We start from the raw sequence: 23716 nt of genomic DNA, 5'->3' as shown, positions 1-23716 counted from the left end.
ATCACAGAGCGTTGTTTTCGCTCTGACCGGGTCGTATTTAAACGACTCATCCTGCTTTGCTCTGCACGGGTTGAGCCTGTTGTTGTTGCAACTGCAACAGGTAACGGTCACGTCCCAGCACCTTTTTACACTGATTGCCAAACCACTCCAGTGAAGCGTCCATGTTATGCAATTCTGGATCAGGGTGCTGTTGCAAATAATCAATGAAGCCAGCGTAGTCAACGGCACCTTCAAAGATGGGCACCATGCCTTCCCTTGAACCGGCGGCAGCATAGACATTATCGGGCGAGAAAACGCTGAGGTAGGCGGCATCACTGATATTTTTGAAATGGAAATGGTTGATCAAGGGGCGCAGCGCTTCTAAAGCCGGTATCAATTCGGCACCGGACTCCCATACATGCAGTACGTCAAAGTTAAGTTGCATATTACTGCGGTCTACACCGGCAAAGAGCTCCAGCGTAGAGGCAACCGAATCAGCATAAGTTCTGGGATGGGTCTCAATCACCAGATTGATGCCGTAAGGTCCCAGCCAGTCACACACCAGTTGCAATCTTGCAAAAAGCGCGTCCCTTTGCTGCTCGTTCAGGTCCGCACTGCCATCTGCACCGGCAAAAGTGCGTATTTTTTGAGTGCCCCAGTGGCGCGCCAGACGAGCCAATAATTGCACCTTGCTATACAAAGCAGCTTGTTCTGCCAGCAAAGGCAGATAATCGCTTAGCATGCTGGTTTTCAGGCCATAGCCTGCTAACCAGTGCTGATCGAATTGCGGCTGCTCTGCAAGGTTTTTAGCATGGGCGCCCCAAAGTTCAATGCCCTGAAAATGATTGCGCTGTGCAAAGGTGGCGATTTCAGCAATGGATATCAACTGATGGCGAAAGGATATGGTGCATACTGACAGATTCACAGGCTCAGCTCCGCTTTGTTAGCCAGTGGCGCAACGGACCTTAACTTATGTTTGTCACGCCACTGTTCAAATACCTGATACAAACGCGCTTTAATGCGAAACTCTCTGGCGTCCTGTTCATCCAGCAACTGATATATTTGTGCAAAGAGTGCTGTCTGCTCAGTCGCAGAAAATTGCCCTGTTGAGAGTTTCATCGCCCGATACTGTATTTTTTTATAGCTGCTCACCAGGTCTTCGATCACCTCACACCAGACTTCAAACTCCGGCTCAGGAAAGCCAATATCCAGCCAGAAAAACGCGAAGCCGTGCTCGTATGCGTATTTACGGATCGCCAGCACCGGTAAATGATGCAAAGCCGCACCGAGATGAGTTATGTCCGGGCCATCCGCTGATTGTGCTTCATGGCGCTGTACCACTTGCCGTACTCTGGCCGTCATGGGGTTGCTGTGGCGCTGGATACAAGCGAGAAAATAGTCAGCAATCACCTGATTTTCAGAAGGTTTTATTTGCTTACTATCAAAGAGATAACCTCCGGCTACCGCCTCTGAGGCCACCGCCTCTAATACCTGTTCTTTTGGCTGTACACCTTCCCAGCGAAAGTCCGGATCGTACATAAACCACTGTAATGGATCGTCGGTCTCGGCCAGCATGACATAATGGGGAAAGGGGTTTTGGTTAAATTTGTTTTCCCGTTCCGGTAGCAAATACATATCCAGCATGACCATCAGTTGCTGCGTGGTGCTTTTTTGCCGCAACAGTGATTGCATAATATCCAGATTTTGAGCTTTGCTCAGGTCAGGCCTATACCAGGGATTCACGGCAACACCGTAGATACGCTGGAACCAGGTGCGGAAAAAATCATGATTCAAGGTCGGGGCATGATAAGTCAGCCGACTCTGTTCATCGATTAACACCTCCGCATCCCATACGCCAAAGTAAAATGGCCGGTGATCGACCCGTTCATCCGCTTTAATAATCTGACACAGACAACTGACAAAGCAGTGTACCTTGATATCGTCAAACTCCTGCTGCGGCTCAACCGATGCATTGCCAACAGGTTGCGCTTGCGTTGACTGACCCAATAAAAACTGCGCCAGACTATCCACTGTTGCGAGGTCTTCTTTGTTTAAAGCACTATCGGGCACCGCTATGCCAAGCGACAATTCCAGATGCAGCAATAACTGCATTAACAACACTGAATCCAGATATAAATCTTCATTCAGACGCGCTTCAGCATTAAAACGATCTAAGTACTGACATTGCAGTTCTTTCTGCAATACCTGGCGTATAGCTGAGATCATCGCATTCTTGTTCATATTGATTTCTCTTTACTACTCAGCCACCAGCGCTGACTGTCTGGATTGTGACGCCAGCCAGGTGGCTGCAAGTTGTTTACGATTGATCTTGCCGTTTGCCAGACGCGCAATCTGAGGTACAGATTCCACCAGCTGTGGTACTTGCCAGTCTGCCAGCTGTTGACAGCACCAGCGCCGCAGTTCATCAGCGCTCAGCGCACCTTCAGAGCAAAACTGCAAACAGGCGCGTTGCCCGGCCAGTGCATCAGGGACTTTAAACAACACCGCATCCTGTACCTGTGGATGCGACAGAACCACATCTTCGACGTCCTGTGGATAGACATTCATGCCCGCCACAATAATGGTATCGTCCTGTCGGGCGACAAAATGCAACAGCAACTCAGCATTCTCTGCTGTGGCGAAATATCCCAGATCCTGAGTGTGAACAGGTGCTGCATCAGGTTGCTGCCGTTGACTCACGCAAATTTCCTCAGGCTGACCGTATTGCTTCCCCGCGCTGACCTGCATGTGAGGCAAGATACTGCCTACAGCCATTGCATTTTGCGTGTCTCTGTTCAGGCTGATACAACCCACTTCAGAACAGCCGTATTGTTGAAACAGATGCGTGACCACAGGCCGTACCCGCTGAAATGCCGGTTCGGACATTAAGGTGCCGGAGATCATGGCGGCATGCAGCTGACTGCCTTTGGGCCAAAACGGCATAAGGGTGCTGAGCATAGCGGGTGAGGTGTAAAGCAGCGGCTTATCTGTAGCCAGAAGTTGTTTCAGTAAAAATTTAGGGTTGATATTGGTAATAATTCGTGGCTCCAGACCACGAGCCAGTGCGACCAGCACACCACAAATTAATCCATAAGAATGGGTGACAGGACAAGCCACCACAGGGGTCATGCTCTGGGCCTCGGGGAAATGTTGGCAGTAACTCTGGATTTCTATGGCAATGTCTGACCAGCTGCGTTTGATACATTTTGATGCGCCGGTCGTGCCTGAGCTCATCTGGATCAATCCGGCTTCAGTGGGTTCACTGGCGGCTGGTTGCAGACTGACAGGACTAGTGAGACCGCCATAAAACAGCAGATCACAGCCTGCTTTCACTGCGTAATTTTCAGCCAGAGCCCTGGGGGCACTGGCATGAACAGGCAACACTGACAGTTGGTGTTCTCTGGCGTAAAGACACAGAGCCAGGCCCTGCAACGTATCTGGCACACAGATCGCAATGTGGCGACCAGGCACCTGTAGTTGCTCTATGCCGGCAAAATGTGCAAAGTGCTGTTCTAATGTCTGCCTGGCGTAGAAGGTATCATCAATATATAACATGTTTTGCTCCACGGCGGATCTGATGTAAGGGGTTAGGTATGGTATGGTGAAATTCCGTGTTCGAGTGGCCACTGAGTTTTTTGCGTAGCAGTGATTCCGTTTGGATCTGCGCCTGATAAAGATCCAGCTGTGCCAGACGGCCCGACCAGTCCTTTGCTGTATCCGCGTAACTGCTTAATGCTTCATCCAGCTGTAACCAAAAACGTGACTCCGGATAATCAAACTGCTGCTCCAGTAAATAAGCCAGCTCAGCCAGGTTGTAGACAAAGAGGGTATCCACCAGCAGCTCCCGTAGCGCTTCGACAGAAGACATCCAGTAATAACGATCCGGTGCTGGCCGGACATAGTCTGGATGCAGTGCGGCAAAATGCGGTTGTTGCTCTGGTGCCGCCAGAAACTCACAGACAAACTCCAGGCTTTCGTGAAAATCGCGCAGCACCAGCTTTTGCGGCCAGCCATGATCGTGTAGCAGTGTCATGTTTTGTGCATGGGTTTCCAGGGCTATGCCATGGCGCACCAGCAAGTGCCAGACAGGCAACACCACCACCTCTAACAGACGACGTACCCAGTTCTGAATGCCATAGTGTTGCAGCCAGGGCGCGATAAATGCGTCGCCATCAGCTTCCAGCAGAGACAATGCCACAAAGGGGGTTGCCGTGAAGGGGCTGGCATGGATAGCGCGACTGTCGCGAAAAATAACACTTAACGAAGGGGCCAGTTGTAGCAACCAGTCATTTTCGGCCTTTGTGTCAGTCTCACAAGTGACATCGTCTTTCAGCACCATACCGGCGTATTCATGCTGAATGTCCAGTGTGGTGTATTGTGAAAACCAGGGATCCTGATTGATTAACCTCTGTAGCCATTGGCTCAACACCGGCGCTGTCCCCACAGAATGAGGCTCAATAGTGCGCAGTGAAGAGCTGTTCACCACATTAAGAGGCAGCTTAATATTCGCTTTATCCGGATGGCTGACATTGAGTAAGGTACGCAATGAAATGCTGGCCTGATAATAATCACCGGCGCTACCCAGTGGTATCAGATGCTTTTGCGCGACAGCTTGTTGTAAGGTCGCCTGCAGAGCTTTGAGCTGCCAGGGATGTACCGGCAACAAGGCGTAATCTGTCAGTCCTATGTCCTGTGCTGCCATGGCGTCTTGCAGTTGCTGCCAGGTAGCCAGGCCCAGTTCCCGCAACCAAAATTCCTGCTCGTCAGGGCAATCCAGATAAATAGCCAGATAGTGCCGTTGTACCGCCAGCCAGCAAAGCTGAAATGGGTTGCCGGCTTCAGGCCCAAATTGGGCATGGTCGGCAAAGTTAAAGCCAGTACGAGACTTAAAGCAGGGGTGATAGGGGTGCCCCTCATGGATGGCCGATTCCAGAGCAATATAGCTCAGGCCACGACGATTATCTGACGGGTTCAGATGTTCCTGGTTCCAGCGGCAAAAAGCTATGGTTTGCTCCAGCTCCTGCAGCAGCCGCTCACCAACCCCTGCACTTGCGGGCAGGGCCTGGACCAGCGAGGCTAAATCCACAGAATGTTGCAGCCCGCCATTGAGTTGCCAGATATCTTTCTCTGCCAGACGCACCCGGCCAAAGCCAGACAGTTTCCCCCTGGCACGATAAGCCTGGGCACCGGCACGAAAAGTAAACCAACTCCCATCGTACTGGTAGGGCAACACCCGCTCAAATAGTGCTGCCTCCACGAGTTGCCGTATAACCCGGGCACGATGAGGGCAGCCGGATCGCGCCTGATGGCTGCAAATCGATTGCTCCGGCGCAACAGACTCAGGCAGACTCAAGCGCCACCTCTGCTTCGTTCCGGATAGTGTCGGCATGGCGGGACAGCTTGGCCCCAGTGTACAAAGGATTGGTTATCCGGGTGTAAACAGCGAGTTCGTTATCAGCCTGCAATTCGTCGACGTCCCCGACTCTGGTCAGCAGATTGCCTTTACAGGGAATCGTCTTGCGGTACAGCATAGACTCAATCAAAGCACTGCCGCGGATTGACATGCGGGGCAACAGGCTGAGCAATTTGTTGCGTGTCTCTCCCAATAATACAGCTTCAGACAACAGGCCATCCAGACCAAAGCGGTTGATCACAGCAAACAACTGATTGATGATCAAATAATAACTGAACCGATCAAAAATCTCTGTGTCGGGGTAAAACAGCTTCGGACAGTGTTCCAGACCAGGTTCGAGGTCGATCAACTCAGCCCGATGAGATTCGGCCAGATAATAGCCCTGATTGTCGCGGTAGTAATAAACTGCCGGATAACCATGACTTAATTCCAGTAGTGAGTTTTGCTGGTGTGCTTCGAGCGCAATACCGAATTGATCAAACAATTGAATGGCTGGTGCTATGGCGCATTGCCAGTAGCGCGTAAACCAGTCCATGCTGGTTTGCTGCAGCGATGTCCCCTGTTTTTTGCTTAACTGAGTAATGATTTTGGCCAGTCTGGATAGCTCTGCTGGCTGAAGCGGTTCCTGTAGTAAGGCTGCCAACGACTGGACACCAGCCCCCCCTGTGTCGGATGCTTGCTGACAAAACGGATTATCCCGGATGATAAATTCAAAACCGCTCTCCTGTTGCTGTGGCATTGCCAGTGACAAGTAAGCAGGATCACGAATAAGACGGAAATCAGCATGACACTGACTAAAGCCGTTGGCTGTCATTAGCCTGGCCAATGTCACGCCGGCTTCAAGCTCGTAGTGCAAGTTAATACGTAAAGAATTGGTGATCCTGACCGGAATGGAAACCTTCACCATGTAACTCAGCTCGTCACAATACAAGGTACGCACAGACGAAGTGGGTGTAAACAGCGGCCCCAATGGCCCGATGTCAACCAGTTTATGTGCGGCAATCAGTTGTTGAATATGGTCCTGATTAACTAGCCATTGTGCCTGTAACGGGTGAACGGCCAACAACACTTTACCCTGAGCACGAAGCAGTTCAGCATATTGACGTTGATCCTTGTCGGTTTCACGGCTGGCGATGTCGGCCACTATTTGTTCAGCGCTTTGCGCTAACACCGAATTTTGTATCACCAAATCCGCTGCAGCAGCGAAAAAGTGTAACTTAAAGCGTCCTTTCAGCTCAGGGGCATAAAGCGTGTGCTGCCAACGATGCATGCCCTGACGGGATTTGGGGGTTGGATGCAGCCAGTGTCCAAATAGGATCGACTGCTCAGAGTCGATAAAACGCGTGCTGTGCAGGGCAGGATCGTCATACCTTGCCTGCAGGTAGTGCGCCATGACCTGGTGACTTTCCAGAGTGCGGGCTGTCAGTTCCAGTTGTTGATCACTGACTGCTGTCTGGCCTGCAGGGGCGGCATAGATGTCCTGAATAAGCAACATAATGGCCGATACAGAATCAATAGGTTGCCAGTCCAGACTGCCAGCTTGTAACTGATAACAAGCGATCAGCCTGTGTCTGCCGACCAGCGAGCGATAAGCTACTGCAATAGCCAGACTTTGTCCGGTTTTTGCTAATTGTAATTCTGTGATGTACTGGCTCTGTGCGTCTGTTTCCAGTCCGGTACATCTTTGCCATAGGGCAGCTGAATGCCAGACACCGGGCTGAATTTCTCTGAGATAAGCGTTAACAAACGCCTGAAAGGAAGCATTATCTGCCACTTGCCTGGCTTGAAATGCCATGCATAACTCCTGAAGCTTGCGCTCGTTGCTGAACTCCTCAATATGTTAATGATAATTGTTATCATCTTGCAATTAAATTTACATTTGTTACATTTCAGAGCAAGCGTGCAGGTCGAAAACGCCAGACGTAAGTCATGGCCAGCAGGAAGGAAAGCCATTCAGCCACAGGTAACCCAATAAGGAATAACCAGTCAGCCGGGGCTGGGTCGAACACTGATGAATGATAAAACAAAGCGTAAAATAGCAATAACATTGTGCCCGGCAATACTATGCTACGACAAGAAGCCAGAGTGGCTGATACACCGGGTTGATGTACTGCCGTAAGATAACAACTCAATAATATATTACAGCCATTCACCAGAAACAGCGGCCAAATCAGCAACATAATATCGCCTGACAGCTGAGCGACAGTTTCTGCACCAGCATCCAGAAACCAATTGACTACAGTACTTTGTGCAAAAGCCAAAGCGACTGCCAACAGGCTGCCCAATATGCAGGCGGTCAGCAAAGACAGATTCAGGAACTGACTGATCCTATGCCTTTTGCCGGCACCATAATTCTGGCTGACTAACAGGTGCAGGGCGTCGGCCACCCCATAACTGAGCATGACACTGAGGAACATCAGATAGTTTACCACGCTGAATGCTGCCACCCCTTCTGTACCTAACTGCATCACAAGTAACCAGTTAAGCAACAGGAATAACAGACCTACAGAGAGTTCATTGATCAACTCAGAAAAGCCGTTGTAGGCAGTTTGCCACAGCCTTCGCCAGTTTTGCTGATACCACGAAAAACGAAGACGTCGACGTTGACTGAAGAACCAGGTGGACAGCACTGCACATTGTAACAACTGAGCTATTGCCGTGCCATAAGCCGCCCCAGCCAATCCCATTTGCAAGTGCACAATGAACAGAGCATCAAAAAGAATGTTGGTCAGAGCCCCTGCCAGCAGTGCCAGTGTACCCAATACGGGATGACCGTCCATACGCACAAAATAATACAGCACCATAGTGCTCAACTGCCCGATCAATACCCAGCGGATCACCGCCAGATATTCCTGCATCAGGGGCTGCACCTCAAGTGGGGCCTTGAGTAACCACAATAGCCAGGGTTCAGCCAGGTAACTGGCGATAGCAAAGAGGCTGTTCAGCAGCAGGGTAACCATCATTACCTTGCTAAACAGTGCTGAAGCCATAGCACTATCGTTTTGCCCAAGATATTTACCAACAGTAACGGCACCACCTATTGCCAACATCAAAGAAATGGCTATCAGCAAGCTGAAATAGGGCAGCAACAAACTAATGGCTGCCAGTGCTTCGGCTCCTACGTGATGCCCCACAAATATGCCATCCACCAGATTAGCAGTGGTGAGGGCCACCAGGCCGATCATAGAAGGGAATACATAGTAAAAAAAAGTACGCAGTATGGGACCTTCAAGAGCTGGGTTGCTGTGGCGTGATTTCATCATTTATGCGCTTTCCCTATACCAATCAATAATCAATTTTTGCTGACGAAAATGTAACAATTGTAAATTTTATTCCCTTTACGTAGCCGATTCCTATAATGCCACTGCAAATAACAACCATTATCATTTATGATATAGCACAGGAAATCTATTGCCAATGGAATACACAAGCAAAAAACTTGCGGCTTTGCCGCTGGCCATTTCTCTGGCGCTGCTCAGCAACTCTGCTTTAGCGCAAAACGCAGAACAAGCAGCGGACCATCAGAAAATTGAGAAAATTTCTGTGGTAGGTGCGGCTACTAATTTTGAGGTGACTGCCGATGATATTGCCAAAATTCAGGCCAATGACTTAAGTGACATATTCCGCCTTGAACCTTCGGTCACTGTAGGTGGTGGCGGTCTGGGTATCACCCAGTTGGTATACATTCGTGGCTTTGAAGACACTATGCTTAACGTCACTGTTGATGGCGCGCCTCAAACCGGCACCTTGTTTCACCATATTGGCCGACTGTCTATTGAACCAGAGCTGCTTAAAAGCGTTGAGGTACAGGCTGGTGCAGGTGAAGCGACCGCCGGTTCAGGGGCCATTGGCGGTGCTATCCGGTTTAAGACCAAAGACGCCAATGATCTGTTGGGCAAGGATGAGCGTTTTGGCGGCATGCTGAAAATTGGCGGTGGTACCAATAATTTTGACAAATACAGTGCAACAGGTTACGGCCGTATCGGTGACAATTGGAGCATTCTGGCTTCCCACGTAAAAATAGACAGCGACAGCTACAAAGACGGTGACGGCAACGAAATTGCTTACGAATTTACCGATGCAGCTGGCAATACTGTACGTCAAACGACCGAAACCGGGCAGGAACTGGATTTTATCAAACTAAGCGGTGAATTAAGCCATGGTCAGTACCTGTCTCTGAGCTACGAAACACGCGAAGAAGAGGGGAGCTTCCCTTCCAAGCCTAATTTCCCGATTTCACCAAGTAACCCTATCTATCCTATTGCAACTGAACGCAACACTACAGTGTTCAACTATGGCATTCATCAGGGGGATCTGCTGGATCTGGCTGTCACCCTGTACGATACAGAGCAATCACTGCTGGTGAAAGGTAATCGCGCCTGGCACCCTTACCAGGGACAAATCGAGACCCAGGGCGGCGATATCCGCAATACCCTGGATTTGGGGGCCCATGCGCTCACTGTTGGCGTGGAATACCGCGACCAACGTTCTTCAGCCGGTACCCTGGGGAAGCCGTTGAACGCTGAAGAAACAGGCGAAGTCCTGGGTATCTATGCCCAGAATCACTGGGATATCACTGATACTCTGCTGCTTAGCTTTGGTTTGCGCTATGACGACTACAGTCTGAACACGACACATAAGTTTTATGCAGAGAACCAGGCTAATTTTGCTGCCGTTGCCGCACAGTTCCCGCAAGTGGCTCAAGCCGGCTTTTTCGTCGTTGCCGACTTTGACAGCCTGACTCCTGTTGGTCGGGTCGTTGGGCCGGATGGCACCTTTAGTTACCTCAGTCGTAGCTCTGAGGCTATCGAAGTCAAGAGTGACGGTGTCAGTGCCAATATAGGTCTGGCCTGGCAACTGACTCCAGACTGGAAATTCACTGCCGGTTATGCAGAGGCGCTGCGTGGTAAAGAAGTGGGCGACACCTTTACCATCGACTATAACGGTGTCGAACCTGATGTTGTGGCAGAAGAGGCGGAGAATACCGAAGTAGGCCTGGAATATAATCAGGACGGCCTGATGTTCAAGATTGCAGCCTACCAGTCTACTCTGCACGATGCCATGAACCTCGAGGTTGGTGGTACCAACGTGCGTAATATTGGCGACATTAAATCAGACGGCGTAGAACTAAAGCTTGGTTACCTAAAAGATGATCTGCGTATTGTCGCCAGCTATGTGCATAACAACAGCGAGTTGTACAACTACCAACCTAATGTGGCCACCAATGCGTTCGACGCCAATGGTGCCCCTATCGTTAATCTGGCAGCCTACAGTGCACAATTCAACGCCTTTGATATTGCCAAGCTACAGGCCCCGGCCTTAGTCAATGGTCAGCCACTTGTTTATGATGGTATTAAGATCGAAGGCTACGAACAGCGCGCTATAGGCAACTCCCGTGGTGATACCTTTAGCCTGGACGTTAGCTACAGCTTGCTGGAAAGCCTGGAAATCGGCTGGTTCTTTACTCATATTCAGGAGCTGGACGGTATAGTCGCCCTGCACAATGCGGTGAGCAGTGGCGACATCAGTGAGGTGGTAACACTACGCAAGCCAGGTTATATCCTGCATGACTTTTACGCCAACTATGATTTTAACGACGATATCAGACTGCGTCTGATGGTTAAAAATGCCTTTGATAAGGCCTATCGGGATCATTCCAGTTTTGCTGACTACAGCGATATCTGGGAAGGCTTTGCCAGTCACAAAGAGCCGGGTCGGGATGTCCGCCTGAGTCTGTCCTGGCAGTTTTAAGCTGTAACATCGTAACATCCGACCGGCGTCCAGGACGCTGGTCGGTCACACTTTTTCAGGAACCAGGCATGTCTGAACAACAATTCACACCTCAACTCAACCGTGTAGCTCAGGTAAAGACTCCTAACGGCAGTAAATATTTGCAAAGGTTGTGCAAGCATTTCGCCCACAGAGTCAGTGCTGACTGGGACGAAAACCGTGGAAATATCTGCTTTGCCGAGGGCACTTGTACCTTGCAGGCTGATGCTTTAGGTTTACAGATGATCTGCAGCGCAGATTCGGAGCAGGAACTGGTTGAGATAGTGGATACGATAGACAGGCATTTTATCCGCTTCGCCAAAGCTGAAGCGCCGGAGCTGATCTGGCAATAGAGATATTTTTTACCGGACTTCAAAGCGATCCGATAAAAAACCACACCAGCGCCATTCTTTGCAAGATGCTAAAAATGAAGCTGGCTGGTTTTTCTGCACTAATTTCTAAGAGTAACAAACTCTTCAGAGGAAGTTGGATGTATAGCCACACAGTTATCAAAGTCGGCTTTGGTGGCGCCCATTTTGATGGCTACACCAAAACCTTGCAGCATTTCATCGGCGCCAAAACCTATCACATGCAAACCTACCACTTTTTCGGCAGGGCCAGCGCACACCAGTTTCATCCGGGTAAGCTGACGATGTTGGGTTAAAGCCGTATACATAGCGGCAAATTCGCTGCGATACACTTTCACTTGATCATCACCAAACTGCTGACGGGCTTCGTCTTCAGTTAAACCTATAGTGCCAATAGGAGGGTGCGAAAATACTACTGTCGGTACTGTGCTGTAATCCAGTTTGCTGTCTGGTTTGTTATTAAATAACCGCTCTGACAAACGTCGTCCGGCCGCTACTGCCACCGGAGTTAACGCCAACCGGCCTGTGTTATCCCCTACGGCATAAATACCTGGCACGTTGGTATTCTGAAATTCATCTGTAGGAATAAAACCGTCGTCGTCTAAGGTCACACCGGCTTTTTCCAAATGTAGTTGATCGTTGGCAGGTTCACGGCCTATAGCCCAAATCAGACAATCCACAGTCAGGTTCTGGCCTGTCGACACCTGAACAGTTAAGGAGCCATCGGTATTTTTACTGACAGAAGTGACTTCGGTGTGAGTGTGCAACTTCGGGCCATCTTTGGCCATCAGTTCAACTAAGGTGTCAGACAATATAGGGTCGAAGCCACGCAAAGGTTTGTCTTTACGCACCAGTAAATGGGTTTCACTGCCAAGGGCTTGCATCACACCTGCAATTTCTACGGCGATATAACCTGCCCCAACAACAGCCACACGTTTGGGCTGGCTTTGTAAGGCAAAAAAGCCATCGCTGTCTATGCCCAGTTCAGCTCCCGGTAAATCTGGGCGCACAGGACGACCCCCAGTGGCTATGGTTATATGGTCAGCGCTATACAATTTACCATTTACTTCGACCGTATTTTTACCAACAAAACGGGCAAATCCCTGAATCACTGTGACGCCATTTTTTGCTAATACTCTGTCGTAAGAGCCATGAATACGGGAAATATAAGCTTCACGGCTTTCTACTAACTTGCCCCAGTTTAAGGCAGGCATTTCAACAGCTAAACCATAGTCCGGCGCATATTTAAAAGCATCGGCAATTTGCCCGGCAAACCACATGGCTTTTTTCGGCACACAACCTACATTGACGCAGGTGCCGCCTAAAAATTTGGCTTCAATAATGGCGCATTTCTGACCATGGCTGGCTGCTCTGTTGGCGCTGGCTATGCCACCGCTGCCGCCACCTATGGCGATATAGTCAAAATGTTCAGTCATTGCTGGCTCTGTTGTTGCTTCGGTATTTAATGGTTATATGGGGTCAACTGGCTGAACTCAAGGGAATATGCGATAAAGTCTAACCAGAGCGCAGAAAAATGCTTGAGAACACTGAAAAAGCCCCAATAATTCATTTATACCCAAGTGACGTGAAAAACGTACACCTTTTTAAAGGCCAGACAGAGATAAACCATGACCCAAGTCTTACCTGCATTTAGTCAAATCGAACCCAGCCAAATCAAAGCCCGTGTAGAGCAGTTAATAGCCCTTTGTACTGCAGATATCGAAGCTGTAGTGAAAGAGCCAAACCCGGGCTGGCAGTCGCTGATTGTGGCGCTTGAGGAAAACAGCGATGAACTGGGTAAATTCTGGTCGCCTGTATCGCATTTAAATTCAGTGAAAAACAGCCCTGAACTTCGTGACGCTTATGAAAGCTGCCTGCCATTGTTATCCGATTTCAGCACTTATATAGGTCAGCATGAAGGTTTGTATCAGGCTTATTTAAAGCTGTCGCACAGTACTGAATACGCCACTTTAACCACAGCGCAGCAAAAAGTGATTCAAAACGCGTTGCGTGATTTTAAGCTGTCCGGTATTGGGTTGTCGGATGAGAAAAAGCAGCGTTATGGTGAAATTCAAAGCCGTGCTTCTGATTTAGCCTCCAGCTTTTCCAACAATACGCTGGATGCCACTCAAGCCTGGTTTAAACATATTGAAGATGAAAGCCTGCTGTCTGGTTTACCTGAAGATGCCAAATTAGCAGCGGCAGAAGCGGCTGCACAAAAAGAATTGTCCGGTTGGGTTTTTACGCTGGAGTTCCCAAGTTATATCGCCATTTTAACTTATGCTGACAATCGCGATTTACGTGCTGAGTTGTATCAGGCTTATTGCACCCGTGCATCGGATCAAGGCCCAACAGCGGGTCAGTTTGATAACACGGCCATTATTGAAGAGACCTTAGCACTGCGTCACGAGCTGGCGCAGCTACTGGATTTTAACAACGCAGCGGAAGAATCACTGGCGACTAAAATGGCCGAAAGTCCGGCTCAGGTGCTGGAGTTTTTAGCCGATTTAGCTCGCCGCGCTAAACCTCAGGCGCTGCAGGATCTGGCCGAGTTAAAAGCTTTTGTTAAAGCAGAGTTTGACGTCGATGAGTTAAACGCCTGGGATGTCACTTATTACTCAGAGAAATTAAAACAAGCCAAATACTCCATTTCTGACGAAGCTTTGCGGCCTTATTTCCCGGAAACCAAAGTAGTGCCTGGTTTGTTCAGTGTGTTAAATAAGCTATTTGGTATTGACGTGAAACAACGTCAAGGCGTTGATGTCTGGCATCCGGACGTCAGCTTTTACGATATTTTTGATGCCAAAGGCGAGCTGCGTGGCAGTTTTTACCTGGATCTATATGCCCGCGCGAAAAAGCGGGGTGGTGCCTGGATGGACGATTGCCAGGGGCGGCGCTGGAAAGCCGATGGCAGCCTGCAGCACCCTGTAGCCTATTTAACCTGTAACTTTAATAAACCTGTAGGTGGTAAACCTGCGTTATTCACTCATGACGAAGTAGTCACCTTATTCCATGAGTTTGGCCATGGTTTACACCATATGCTGACTCAGGTCGATGCGTCTGATGTGGCAGGTATCAGTGGTGTGGCCTGGGATGCGGTGGAGCTACCCAGCCAGTTTTTAGAAAACTGGTGCTGGCAGCCAGAAGCTTTGGCGTTAATTTCAGGCCACTACCAGACAGGCGAAGCATTGCCACAGGATATGCTGGAAAAAATGCTGGCAGCGAAAAACTTCCAGTCGGCGTTGTTTTTAGTGCGTCAGCTGGAGTTCGCTTTGTTTGACTTCCGTTTACATGCCGAATACGACCCGGCTTTGGGTGGGCGTGTACAGCACATTCTGGATGATGTGCGCCAGCAGGTTTCTGTGATACTGCCGCCACGCTTTAACCGCTTCCAGCATGGTTTCAGCCATATTTTTGCCGGTGGTTATGGTGCTGGTTATTACAGCTATTTATGGGCTGAAGTATTGTCTGCTGATGCCTTTGGCCGCTTTGAAGAAGAAGGTATTTTTAATGCTGCTGTGGGTCAGGACTTTCTGCACTGCATTTTAGAAAAAGGCGGCAGTGCAGAACCTATGGAGCTGTTTAAAGCTTTCCGTGGTCGTGAACCATCCAATGCAGCATTATTGCGGCACATGGGCATAACAGCTTAAAAGGGTCATACCTTTATAAAGAGGCGCTATGAAGAAGTTTTTTCCTTATGTCCTGTTTGCGGCTATCTGTGTAAGTACAGCCGCTTGTTCAGAATCTGAACCGCTGCAGACTGTTCAGCCACAAGAGGGTGCTATGGATATAAAAACGCAAATTCAGCAAGAAAGAGAGCAGATCAGGCAACTGATAGGTGATGCCAAAGCTTCAGATCCCTCTCAATGCAGAGTGCTTGCGCTCGGCCACAAAGCGTGTGGAGGGCCTGAAACTTATGTGGCGTATTCGACTGAGCATACAGACGAAGCTGAGCTGTTAAAGCTTGCTGAACACTATAAAAATGCACAACAGACCATGCAAAAGCAGGAAAGAATGTATTCGGACTGCGCTATTGTGCCAGAACCCAAAGTGGGGTGGGTGAATGGCTATTGTGTACTTGGGGCTGACAATGTTTTATAGAGAAAGCTGATGATGTCCTATGCAGAATCTTTTGCGGTTATTTTTCACAGGGCCGCTGAGCGCAAAGGGGGCAAAGCCGCATTGCAGGCTTTGTTATCTAAACCCCGAACTGCGGCTCAGTTAAGCCAACTGACAGATGCTGAATGTTTAAGCGAGTTCAGCAAAAAGATTTTTCAGTCCGGTTTTGTCTGGTCTGTGGTTGAAAAAAAGTGGCCGGGTTTTGAAGAAATCTTTTTTGGTTTTGAACCGGAAAAAATGCTGTTGATGAGTGACGAAATGCTGGCAGCTAAAGCCACAGACCCTCGTATCATCCGCAATGCCACCAAGGTGTTTGCGATACGTGACAACGCGCTGATGATCCAACAGGTGGCTGATCAATATGGCAGCTTTGGCGCCTTTTTAGCCCAGTGGCCAGGTGAAGACATTATTGGCTTATGGGGATATCTGAAAAAACACGGCTGTCGTTTAGGCGGCAATACCGGTGCTTATGCGCTTCGTATGCTGGGCAAAGATACCTTTATTATCAGCCAGGATTTAGAAGCTTATCTGCGTAACTTTGGTGTGGTCGAAGGTGGTTTAACCAGCCAGAAAAACCAGAAAGCCATTCAACAGCAATTTAACCTGTGGCAACAGGAATCCGGCTTAAGCCTGCAGGAAATCAGTAAAGTAGTCGCCTTTAGCTTCGGCGATAACCATGTAGGCCTTCAGATGTAAAATTGGGGTCAAATCACATTGTTAACAGTTAACAATGTGATCTGCCCCCAATTTTAATAACTTGTTACAACTTCACTTCATTTGTGAGCCATTGATAGGTTACTCCTCTACAAACTCCATGTTAACTTAGTGTATTAATGACACAACACCATAACAAGGAGCTCCCCCATGCTGGAAATTAAAGGTCTGACCAAAACCTACGACAATGGCGTCAAAGCGCTGAATAACGTCAATCTGTCTATCAGCAAAGGTATGTTTGGCTTGTTAGGCCCAAATGGTGCCGGTAAATCCTCCTTAATGCGTACCATAGCCACTTTGCAGCAACCCGACAGCGGCAGCATTCAGTTTAATGGCATTGATGTATTAAAAGACCCACAGGCACTTCGCAAAACCTTGGGTTATCTGCCGCAGGATTTTAGTGTTTACCCTCGTATCAGCGCTTTTGATTTATTGGATCATCTGGCGGTATTAAAAGGTTTTACCCAGAAAAAAGAACGTAAAGAGCTGGTTGAAGGATTATTGGCTCATACCAACTTGTTTCAGCATAAAGATAAAGCAGTCAGCGGTTTTTCCGGCGGTATGCGTCAGCGTTTTGGTATAGCTCAGGCTTTATTGGGCAACCCGGATCTGTTGATTGTTGACGAACCCACAGCGGGTCTGGACCCGGAAGAGCGCAACAGATTTCATAACTTGCTGGTCAGTTTAGGTGAAGAGAAAGTCATTATTTTATCCACTCATATTGTGGATGACGTGGCAGAGCTGTGCCCTGCTATGGCGGTGTTGGCCGGTGGTCAGATTTTGTTGCAAGGCAATCCGCTGGACTTGATCCAAAGGGTTAATGGTCAAATCTGGACTAAAACAGTGTCACAGCAGGAAGCGGCTGAACTGGAAAAAGTATTGCCAGTGATCTCCAAGCGTCTGTTTGCCGGTCGCACTGTGCTGAATGTATTTGCAGAGCAAGCGCCTGAAGGTTTTGTCGCAACAGCGGCTGGTCTGGAGGATGTTTATTTCTCCTGTTTATCAAATCACCGCACAGCACAAGCTGCAGCTTAGGAGGGGTTATGTTTGCTTTAATGACCCGTTTTGAGCTGCGTTATTACCTGCGCCAGCCCTCTTTTTATGTGGTTAGTTTATTGCTTTTTTTAGTCAGCTTCTTATCTGTTGCCTCTGACAACGTCACCATAGGTGGTGGTGGTGAGGTATTTAAAAATGGCCCTTTCTCTATAGGCCAAACCCTGTTGATTTTAAGTATATTCGCCATGTTTTTGGTGGTGAATTTTGTCGGAAGCAGTGCGGTACGTAATCAGCAACATCAAATGGAAGAGCTGATCTACAGTAAGCCGGTATCGCCTTTTGCTTACCAGTTTGGCCGCTTTTTTGGCAGCTATCTGGTGGTGTTACTGGTTTACATCGCAGTGCCTTTGGGCATGTTATTGGCAAGCTTTATGCCTTGGGTGGATGCCAGTCGTTTTGGCCCAACAGATCTCAGCTTTTATGCCTATAACTATCTGGTATTGTCAGTGCCCAGTTTTTTTATCATTTCCGCCTTGTTTTACGCTATAGCGGCCCGTTTCCGTTCCATGATGGCCCTGTATCTGATTGCTGTGGTATTGCTGGTGCTTTATATGGTGTCAGGTTCTGTCGCGAGTTCACCAGAGTACCGTTCTGTGTCAGCCTTGTTGGATCCTTTTGGTTTACGCACCTTTCTTGATGTCACCCGTTACTGGACTATTCAGGAAAAAAACACGCTGCTGGTTGGTTTTGAAGGGGTGTTGTTACAAAACCGTCTGTTATGGCTGGCTATCGCTTTGATATTGCTGGCGTTTTCCGGTTTATTTAAACTGCCTTCATTAGACAGAAAAGACAGCAAAAAAGCCAAAAAAGCCAAAAAAGCTGAATTAAAACTGCCTGAACTTTCACTGCAAAACTTACAGAAAAAAGCCTTTTCAACCACGCTTTTACCGGCCTTTTGGGTCAGATTAAAGTTTGAAGTGAAGCAGGTATTGTTTACTGCGCCTTTTATTATTCTGGGTTTGATTACTGTCGCACAATTGATAGGCCCATTGTTTGCTGACTTTGGTTGGTACGGTACGTCCAACTGGCCACTGACCCAAACCATGGTAGACCATGTGATGGGGTCAGTCAGTTTGTTGATGATTATTGTTATTGTGTATTACGGCGCTGAAGTGGTGTGGCGTGAACGTAATTCAGGTATGGGCGATATAATCGATACCATGCCAGTGCCTAACTTAACCTTCTGGACCGCCAAGTTACTGGCCATGGTTTTAGTGATGGCAACTTTAATAGTGCTTGGTGTTTTAACCACTATGGGATACCAGTTGATCAAAGGCATTGAAGACTTTGAATTAACGCAGTACTTGATACGCTTAGGTTATTTCTTCCTGCTGCCTTTTATGATGAGTGCAGTGCTGGCGTTTTTCCTGCAGGTGTTAAGCCCGAATAAGTTTGTTGGCATGGGGCTTTTTGTCGGTTATTTCTTAAGCACTTTAGTGATGGCGTCCTGGGGTTTAGGCCATAGCTTATATAACTTCAGCTCATCACCTTTTATAGGTTTTTCTGATCTAAACCAATATGCCACCAACTTAAGCACCCATTCGGTGTATATGCTGTATTGGGGCGCTATCAGCACCGTCTTGTTCGTGTTGGGTTATGGCTTGTACCACAGAGGCCCATTACAAAGCCTGAAAGTACGCTGGAGCAAACTGGGGTATCACCTGGGTAAAGCAGGCAAGGCCGTGATTGCGGTGTCGCTTCTGGTCGCAGTGGCAACTGGTGGTTTTATCTACCAGCAAACCATGGTGCTGAATAACTATATCACCACGGACGAAATGACAGATTTACAGGCTGAGTATGAGAAAGAATATATCCAGTTTGCGACCTTGCCTGCCTTGGTCACTACTGATGTGAAAGCGCAGATTGATTTGTTCCCTTCAGAGCAAAAGGTTGTTGCCCTTATGCAGATGCAGTGGCAAAACAAATCAGCATTGCCCGTTGAAAAAGTGCTGGTGAACTGGCCTGAAAATACCGAACAGATGGCGGTGATGATTGAAGGAGCCAGCTTAAGTGAAAAAGACGTTAAATTCCGTACCTCCTGGTTAACTTTCAGCACGGCAGTAGCGCCAGGTGCCACAGTAGAAGGTGTCATTGAGCTGACCCGTGAATCTAAAGGATTACGCGAAACAGGTTTTGATTCTGTCGTGGTGGAGAACGGCACCTTTATTAATAACTGGGAATTGTTACCGACTTTTGGTTATCGTGAAGCGGTTGAATTGCAGGACAGGCATGAGCGTTTAAAACGTGATTTAGAGCCAAACGAGCGCGCTAACAAACTGGAAGATTCAAGCTTTTATACCCAGAACTTCTTTGGTCCTGACGGTGATTTTATCCAATTTGAAGCCACCATCTCGACTGAAGCTGATCAAGTGGCTTTAACGCCAGGTTACCTGCAAAAACAATGGCAGCAAGATGGCCGTAATTACTTCAGTTACAAAATGGACCAGCCTATGGTGAACTTCTACTCCATCAGCTCAGGCCGTTATGAAGTGAAAAAAGCAGAGCACAATGGTGTGGCTATTGAAGTCTATTACCACAAAGGCCATCCGTGGAATATCGATCGCATGGTGGAGTCGGTAAAAGATTCTATCGACTATTTCAGTGCAGCTTTTGGTCCTTACCAGCATAAACAGCTGCGTATTATTGAATTCCCTGGTTATCGCAGTTTTGCCCAGAGTTTTGCCAATACAGTGCCTTATTCTGAGCTGATAGGTTTTATTACCGACTTGCGTGACGCGGAAAATATCGACCCTGTGTATTACGTCACAGCACACGAAGTGGCACACCAGTGGTGGGGTCATCAGGTAGGTGCCGCTAATGTGCAGGGTAGTGCCGTTATTTCAGAAAGTTTGTCGCAGTATGCTGCTTTGATGGTGATGGAGAAAAAATACGGCGCTGATAAGATCCGTAAATTCCTGAAACACGAACTGGATCGCTACTTACAAGGGCGTTCTGCCGAGCGTTTAGGTGAACAGCCGTTATTACGTTCTGAAGGTCAGGGTTATATTCATTACCAAAAAGGTTCTGTGGTCATGATGGCTATTAAAGACCGCTTAGGTGAAGACCGTTTAAATGCCAACTTAAAGGCCTTTAACGAGCGTTACCGCTACCGTAATGATCCTTTCCCAACCACGCTGGATTTGGTCAGCTATTTAGGTCAGAACACCACAACGGAAGAAAAGGCCTTTATTGACGACTTATTTAACAACATTACTTTGTACGATTTGCGTGTCAAAGATGCCAAAGTAACAGAATTGGCCGATGGTAAGTTCCAACTGAATTTAGTTCTGCATGCAGACAAGTTAGTGGCTGATGAAAAAGGTGTGGAAACCATCCAACCTCTGGCAGAGCAGATCGACATTGGTGTATTCAGTGTGGATCCGGATCAAACCAGTGGTGAAAGTGGGGTGATTTATCTGAAAAAACATCAGCTGACTAGCGGTGAAAACAGCATAGAGCTGGTGCTGGATCAGAAGCCGCTGTATGTAGGTGTGGACCCATTTGTCCGTCTGATTGACCGCGACGGCGCAGATAATATCCGCAAGTTGTAAGCATTCATTGCATCTATTAGGGTCAGCTCGCATTGTTAACAGTTAACAATGTGATCTGACCCCTTTTTTAAACAGGGCTAGGGCGGTTACACTAGCTATAGTTTTATCCTTGATCTGAAAAGTTAAAGTGACGCTATGTCCAGCACCTGTTATTTAATCCAGCCCGATTTCCCCCCTGAACTGGCCGAAAGCCTGCAACAACACTTTGGTTTGCAAGCAACAGATTCGCCCCAAGGCTGGTATTTGTGCTGGACTGGTGATGCTTTGGTGTTGCGTAACACAGAACTTAATAAACAAGGCGATATACTGGTCGACTTCGCCAGTGGTGCTGCAACCTACAGACGTAAGTTTGGTGGCGGTAAAAGTGAAGCCATAGCCAAAGCTGTGGGCTTAACCAAAAAGCCGGGTTTAACTGTAGTAGATGCAACAGCAGGTTTGGGCCGTGATGCCTTAGTGCTGGCCAGTTTAGGCGCTAAAGTCACTTTAGTGGAGCGTCAGCCTGCTGTGGCTGCTTTATTGGCCGATGGCTTGCGTCGTGCAGCCCTTGATCCTGAATTAGCCCATTGGTTGCCCGAACGTATGCAACTGGTTTTTGCGCCCTCGCAGCAGGCGTTAACCCAATTGCCATCACCGGACGTAGTGTATTTAGATCCAATGTTTCCGGCCCGTGAAAAGTCGGCTTTGGTAAAAAAGGAAATGCAGGCCTTTCATCAGGTGGTGGGTACAGATGACGACGCTGATGCATTGTTTCCTCTGGCCTGGCAACTTGCCAGCAAAAGAGTAGTGGTAAAGCGGCCTGGTTATGCAGAGTTTTTAGCAGGGCAAAAACCCAGCATGCAAATCGAAGGTAAAAATAACAGATTTGATGTGTACGTGAAGGCTGCGCTGGACTAATACCTATATGTTTTGATACTGCTGTATATCAAAGGGAGGGGATTTAGGATGAGTCACTACACCAAGGGGCTGATTGTGGGGACGCTGGCGGCGTCACTGGTCACAGTGCTTATAACGACGTACCTCTTTATGCATTCTTTGCGCGCAGCAGTTATACAAGAAGTAGCCGCGCAGGTTCAGATGTCTAACATAGCAACACAATCGACCCGCTTAGACCAGGTTAGATCGATGCAGTTATGGAAAGCGAGCTGCGCTATTGAACATGTTGAATTTATGGAATCAGCTCTGTTTAGCTTGATCAGTAATAAAGAGGATGTAAACCGACTGAAGTCTGAGTTACGTGGGGCTCCTCAGCCCTGTAACCATTACCCGATCGATAAAGAAAACAAACTATGAGTGTTTTGGGTGCTTTGTTTTTAGTGAAGCTGACCCAATACTGTAAAAGCTCGCGGTTAGAAATGAATGTGGTGCCTGAAGTGAATCAGCTTCAGAGGTATTTAAAACAACAAGGCAAGAGTTTAAGGATAAATTTATGATCAAAATTGGCGATACCTTACCTGATGTGACCTTTGCGCGTTTAACCGACAATGGCCCTGTGAACCTGACTACGGCCGAAGTCTTTAAAGGCGAAAAAGTGGTGTTATTTGCAGTGCCTGGCGCTTTCACGCCCACCTGCAGTGCAGCTCATTTGCCTGGTTTTATAGAACTGGCGCAGCAGTTTTTTGATAAGGGTGTGGATCGTATTATCTGTACTTCGGTTAATGATGCTTATGTGATGGATGCCTGGGGCAAAGCTCATAACGCTACTGATATCGTATTTTTAGCAGACGGCGCAGCTAAATTTGCCAAAGCTGTTGGACTGGATACTGATACCGGTGATTTTGGTGGTGTGCGTTCAAAACGTTATGCAATGGTCGTGGACAATGCTGTAGTCAAAGCGCTGAATGTCGACGAGCCGAAACAGTTCGAAGTCAGTAAAGCTGAAGTGATGATAGAGCTGGTTTAAGCCAGCTCTTTAGTCGGCCAGTGAAACACTTTTTGGTAAGGTTACATAGGCCATCACAGCACTATCGCGGATGCTTGAATCCTGCTCATAGTGTTTAGTGCGATAGGCCTGGCAAAACTCAACAGCGTCACCTTGTTGGTGCAAAAAGTCACTGTGTTTCACCTTAGATAAAGCCTCTTGCCAGCGACTGGCCGCTTTTTGTGGTGGCGCAGGCAGTGTTAATAAAATACGTTCTGAGGCTGAAAACTGACTTTTTGTGGCGACGGCCAGCATGTTGTCCGTGGCTTCTCCTAGCCAGCAAGTGCCATTTTTAGAGATATAAAGCAAAGGCATGTAAGGTGCCAAAGCAGGGCAGATATCATTGCGATAGACTTCCACTTCCCAGTAAGTGCGGGCTACGGAGATAAACTGCTCAAAACTGGTGACTTCAGCAAAACCAGAGGTTGCTAAAGGTAATACCTCAATGCGTGGCTTATTTGGATTGACTGTGTCATTGGATACATCCAGATACCAGTCCCCAACAGACATAGCATTCTGAAAATAGACGCCCCGCAAAGCGCCCCATATTTTTTTCAGGCTCTCGCCTTTGGCCAACTGGTCGCGGATTAACAGCAGTCCGGGTTCTGTTGCTTGCGGAAGTTGTTGTTGCAGCAGCACAAATACGGCATCTCGTATCTCTTTGCAGCGCCCTAGCGGGTAAATCTTAGTGCCCAGATAGGGATAACGTGGAACCAGCTCTAAATCGACCTGCAGACGTAAACGGGCCAAATCTGCCACTACGGCGTTGATCTGCTCGTTATCCCATTGCATGTTTTCATTTTGTATAGGGTTCATATTCTGCTAAGCA

18 protein-coding genes are annotated in these 23716 nt (G+C 48.2%); 10 read left to right on the top strand and 8 right to left on the bottom strand.

Going from position 1 to position 23716, the window contains the following annotated elements; translation table 11 throughout:
* Nucleotides 1-46: 46 nt before the first annotated feature.
* The 6 genes from RHEIN_RS20020 to RHEIN_RS19995 all read right to left on the bottom strand — a co-directional run bounded on the left by RHEIN_RS20020 (nt 47) and on the right by RHEIN_RS19995 (nt 8655).
* The gene (locus tag RHEIN_RS20020; protein ID WP_008900813.1) at nt 47-904 is read right to left on the bottom strand and encodes a sugar phosphate isomerase/epimerase family protein; all 858 of its coding nucleotides are present in this window, start codon (nt 902-904) and stop codon (nt 47-49) included.
* Nucleotides 901-2220: a DUF6005 family protein gene (locus RHEIN_RS20015; protein ID WP_008900812.1), complete on the bottom strand. Its 1320-nt coding sequence runs from the start codon at nt 2218-2220 to the stop codon at nt 901-903. The genes RHEIN_RS20020 and RHEIN_RS20015 overlap by 4 nt, the downstream gene beginning before the upstream one ends.
* 15 nt (nt 2221-2235) lie before the next feature.
* Nucleotides 2236-3534 (bottom strand): AMP-binding protein, encoded by a 1299-nt coding sequence (locus tag RHEIN_RS20010; RefSeq protein ID WP_008900811.1) that lies wholly within the window; start codon nt 3532-3534, stop codon nt 2236-2238.
* Entirely contained in the window at nt 3521-5332 is a 1812-nt protein-coding gene (locus RHEIN_RS20005) for an IucA/IucC family protein (RefSeq protein ID WP_008900810.1), read from the bottom strand. The genes RHEIN_RS20010 and RHEIN_RS20005 overlap by 14 nt, the downstream gene beginning before the upstream one ends.
* Nucleotides 5319-7187: an IucA/IucC family protein gene (locus tag RHEIN_RS20000; RefSeq protein ID WP_008900809.1), complete on the bottom strand. Its 1869-nt coding sequence runs from the start codon at nt 7185-7187 to the stop codon at nt 5319-5321. Before RHEIN_RS20000 ends, RHEIN_RS20005 begins: the two co-directional genes overlap by 14 nt.
* 94 nt (nt 7188-7281) lie before the next feature.
* Nucleotides 7282-8655, bottom strand: a complete 1374-nt coding sequence (locus RHEIN_RS19995; protein WP_008900808.1) for an MATE family efflux transporter — start codon at nt 8653-8655, stop codon at nt 7282-7284.
* Nucleotides 8656-8809: 154 nt separating this feature from the next.
* Between RHEIN_RS19995 and RHEIN_RS20580 the strand changes: the two genes are divergently transcribed.
* On the top strand, nt 8810-11143 hold the full coding sequence (locus RHEIN_RS20580; protein WP_008900807.1) for a TonB-dependent receptor domain-containing protein: 2334 nt from the start codon (nt 8810-8812) through the stop codon (nt 11141-11143).
* 68 nt (nt 11144-11211) lie between these two features.
* The gene (locus RHEIN_RS19985) at nt 11212-11514 is read left to right on the top strand and encodes a DUF2218 domain-containing protein (RefSeq protein WP_008900806.1); all 303 of its coding nucleotides are present in this window, start codon (nt 11212-11214) and stop codon (nt 11512-11514) included.
* 98 nt (nt 11515-11612) lie between these two features.
* On the opposite strand, the gene gorA is transcribed toward RHEIN_RS19985, so the two are convergent.
* The gene (gorA, locus tag RHEIN_RS19980; RefSeq protein WP_008900805.1) at nt 11613-12965 is read right to left on the bottom strand and encodes a glutathione-disulfide reductase; all 1353 of its coding nucleotides are present in this window, start codon (nt 12963-12965) and stop codon (nt 11613-11615) included.
* Nucleotides 12966-13157: 192 nt separating this feature from the next.
* Between gorA and prlC the strand changes: the two genes are divergently transcribed.
* From prlC to RHEIN_RS19940, 8 genes are all read left to right on the top strand, one after another.
* Nucleotides 13158-15179 (top strand): oligopeptidase A, encoded by a 2022-nt coding sequence (gene prlC / locus RHEIN_RS19975; RefSeq protein WP_008900804.1) that lies wholly within the window; start codon nt 13158-13160, stop codon nt 15177-15179.
* A gap of 28 nt (nt 15180-15207) precedes the next feature.
* On the top strand, nt 15208-15630 hold the full coding sequence (locus tag RHEIN_RS20575; RefSeq protein WP_008900803.1) for a hypothetical protein: 423 nt from the start codon (nt 15208-15210) through the stop codon (nt 15628-15630).
* A gap of 9 nt (nt 15631-15639) precedes the next feature.
* Nucleotides 15640-16344, top strand: coding sequence for a DNA-3-methyladenine glycosylase I (locus RHEIN_RS19965; protein ID WP_237704494.1), 705 nt, complete (start codon nt 15640-15642; stop codon nt 16342-16344).
* 168 nt (nt 16345-16512) lie between these two features.
* Nucleotides 16513-17397 (top strand): ABC transporter ATP-binding protein, encoded by an 885-nt coding sequence (locus RHEIN_RS19960; RefSeq protein WP_008900801.1) that lies wholly within the window; start codon nt 16513-16515, stop codon nt 17395-17397.
* A gap of 8 nt (nt 17398-17405) precedes the next feature.
* On the top strand, nt 17406-20969 hold the full coding sequence (locus RHEIN_RS19955) for an ABC transporter permease/M1 family aminopeptidase (protein ID WP_008900800.1): 3564 nt from the start codon (nt 17406-17408) through the stop codon (nt 20967-20969).
* A 135-nt stretch (nt 20970-21104) separates the two neighbouring features.
* Nucleotides 21105-21863: a class I SAM-dependent methyltransferase gene (locus tag RHEIN_RS19950; RefSeq protein WP_008900799.1), complete on the top strand. Its 759-nt coding sequence runs from the start codon at nt 21105-21107 to the stop codon at nt 21861-21863.
* A 48-nt stretch (nt 21864-21911) separates the two neighbouring features.
* Complete coding sequence (locus RHEIN_RS19945) at nt 21912-22259, top strand: hypothetical protein (RefSeq protein ID WP_008900798.1); 348 nt, start codon at nt 21912-21914, stop codon at nt 22257-22259.
* 136 nt (nt 22260-22395) lie between these two features.
* A complete protein-coding gene (locus tag RHEIN_RS19940; protein ID WP_008900796.1) occupies nt 22396-22869 on the top strand; it encodes a peroxiredoxin in 474 nt (157 codons plus the stop codon).
* A 9-nt stretch (nt 22870-22878) separates the two neighbouring features.
* Here the strand turns inward: RHEIN_RS19940 and RHEIN_RS19935 are convergent, their stop codons facing one another.
* Nucleotides 22879-23703 (bottom strand): hypothetical protein, encoded by an 825-nt coding sequence (locus RHEIN_RS19935; RefSeq protein ID WP_008900795.1) that lies wholly within the window; start codon nt 23701-23703, stop codon nt 22879-22881.
* Between the last annotated feature and the right edge of the window lie 13 nt (nt 23704-23716).

Source organism: Rheinheimera sp. A13L, assembly GCF_000217935.1.
Lineage (GTDB): Bacteria > Pseudomonadota > Gammaproteobacteria > Enterobacterales > Alteromonadaceae > Pararheinheimera.
The sequence above is the reverse complement of the archived record's forward strand: the minus strand, read 5'-3'. Positions and strand labels throughout refer to the sequence as shown.

Bases quoted from the DNA above. Each gene is read 5' to 3' on its own strand.
- RHEIN_RS20015 (WP_008900812.1), bottom strand. From the start codon at position 2,220: ATGAACAAGAATGCGATGATCTCAGCTATACGCCAGGTATTGCAGAAA.
- RHEIN_RS20010 (WP_008900811.1), bottom strand. From the start codon at position 3,534: ATGTTATATATTGATGATACCTTCTACGCCAGGCAGACATTAGAACAG.
- RHEIN_RS20000 (WP_008900809.1), bottom strand. From the start codon at position 7,187: ATGGCATTTCAAGCCAGGCAAGTGGCAGATAATGCTTCCTTTCAGGCG.
- RHEIN_RS19995 (WP_008900808.1), bottom strand. From the start codon at position 8,655: ATGATGAAATCACGCCACAGCAACCCAGCTCTTGAAGGTCCCATACTG.
- RHEIN_RS20580 (WP_008900807.1), top strand. From the start codon at position 8,810: ATGGAATACACAAGCAAAAAACTTGCGGCTTTGCCGCTGGCCATTTCT.
- RHEIN_RS19985 (WP_008900806.1), top strand. From the start codon at position 11,212: ATGTCTGAACAACAATTCACACCTCAACTCAACCGTGTAGCTCAGGTA.
- gorA (WP_008900805.1), bottom strand. From the start codon at position 12,965: ATGACTGAACATTTTGACTATATCGCCATAGGTGGCGGCAGCGGTGGC.
- prlC (WP_008900804.1), top strand. From the start codon at position 13,158: ATGACCCAAGTCTTACCTGCATTTAGTCAAATCGAACCCAGCCAAATC.
- RHEIN_RS20575 (WP_008900803.1), top strand. From the start codon at position 15,208: ATGAAGAAGTTTTTTCCTTATGTCCTGTTTGCGGCTATCTGTGTAAGT.
- RHEIN_RS19965 (WP_237704494.1), top strand. From the start codon at position 15,640: ATGATGTCCTATGCAGAATCTTTTGCGGTTATTTTTCACAGGGCCGCT.
- RHEIN_RS19960 (WP_008900801.1), top strand. From the start codon at position 16,513: ATGCTGGAAATTAAAGGTCTGACCAAAACCTACGACAATGGCGTCAAA.
- RHEIN_RS19955 (WP_008900800.1), top strand. From the start codon at position 17,406: ATGTTTGCTTTAATGACCCGTTTTGAGCTGCGTTATTACCTGCGCCAG.
- RHEIN_RS19950 (WP_008900799.1), top strand. From the start codon at position 21,105: ATGTCCAGCACCTGTTATTTAATCCAGCCCGATTTCCCCCCTGAACTG.
- RHEIN_RS19945 (WP_008900798.1), top strand. From the start codon at position 21,912: ATGAGTCACTACACCAAGGGGCTGATTGTGGGGACGCTGGCGGCGTCA.
- RHEIN_RS19940 (WP_008900796.1), top strand. From the start codon at position 22,396: ATGATCAAAATTGGCGATACCTTACCTGATGTGACCTTTGCGCGTTTA.
- RHEIN_RS19935 (WP_008900795.1), bottom strand. From the start codon at position 23,703: ATGAACCCTATACAAAATGAAAACATGCAATGGGATAACGAGCAGATC.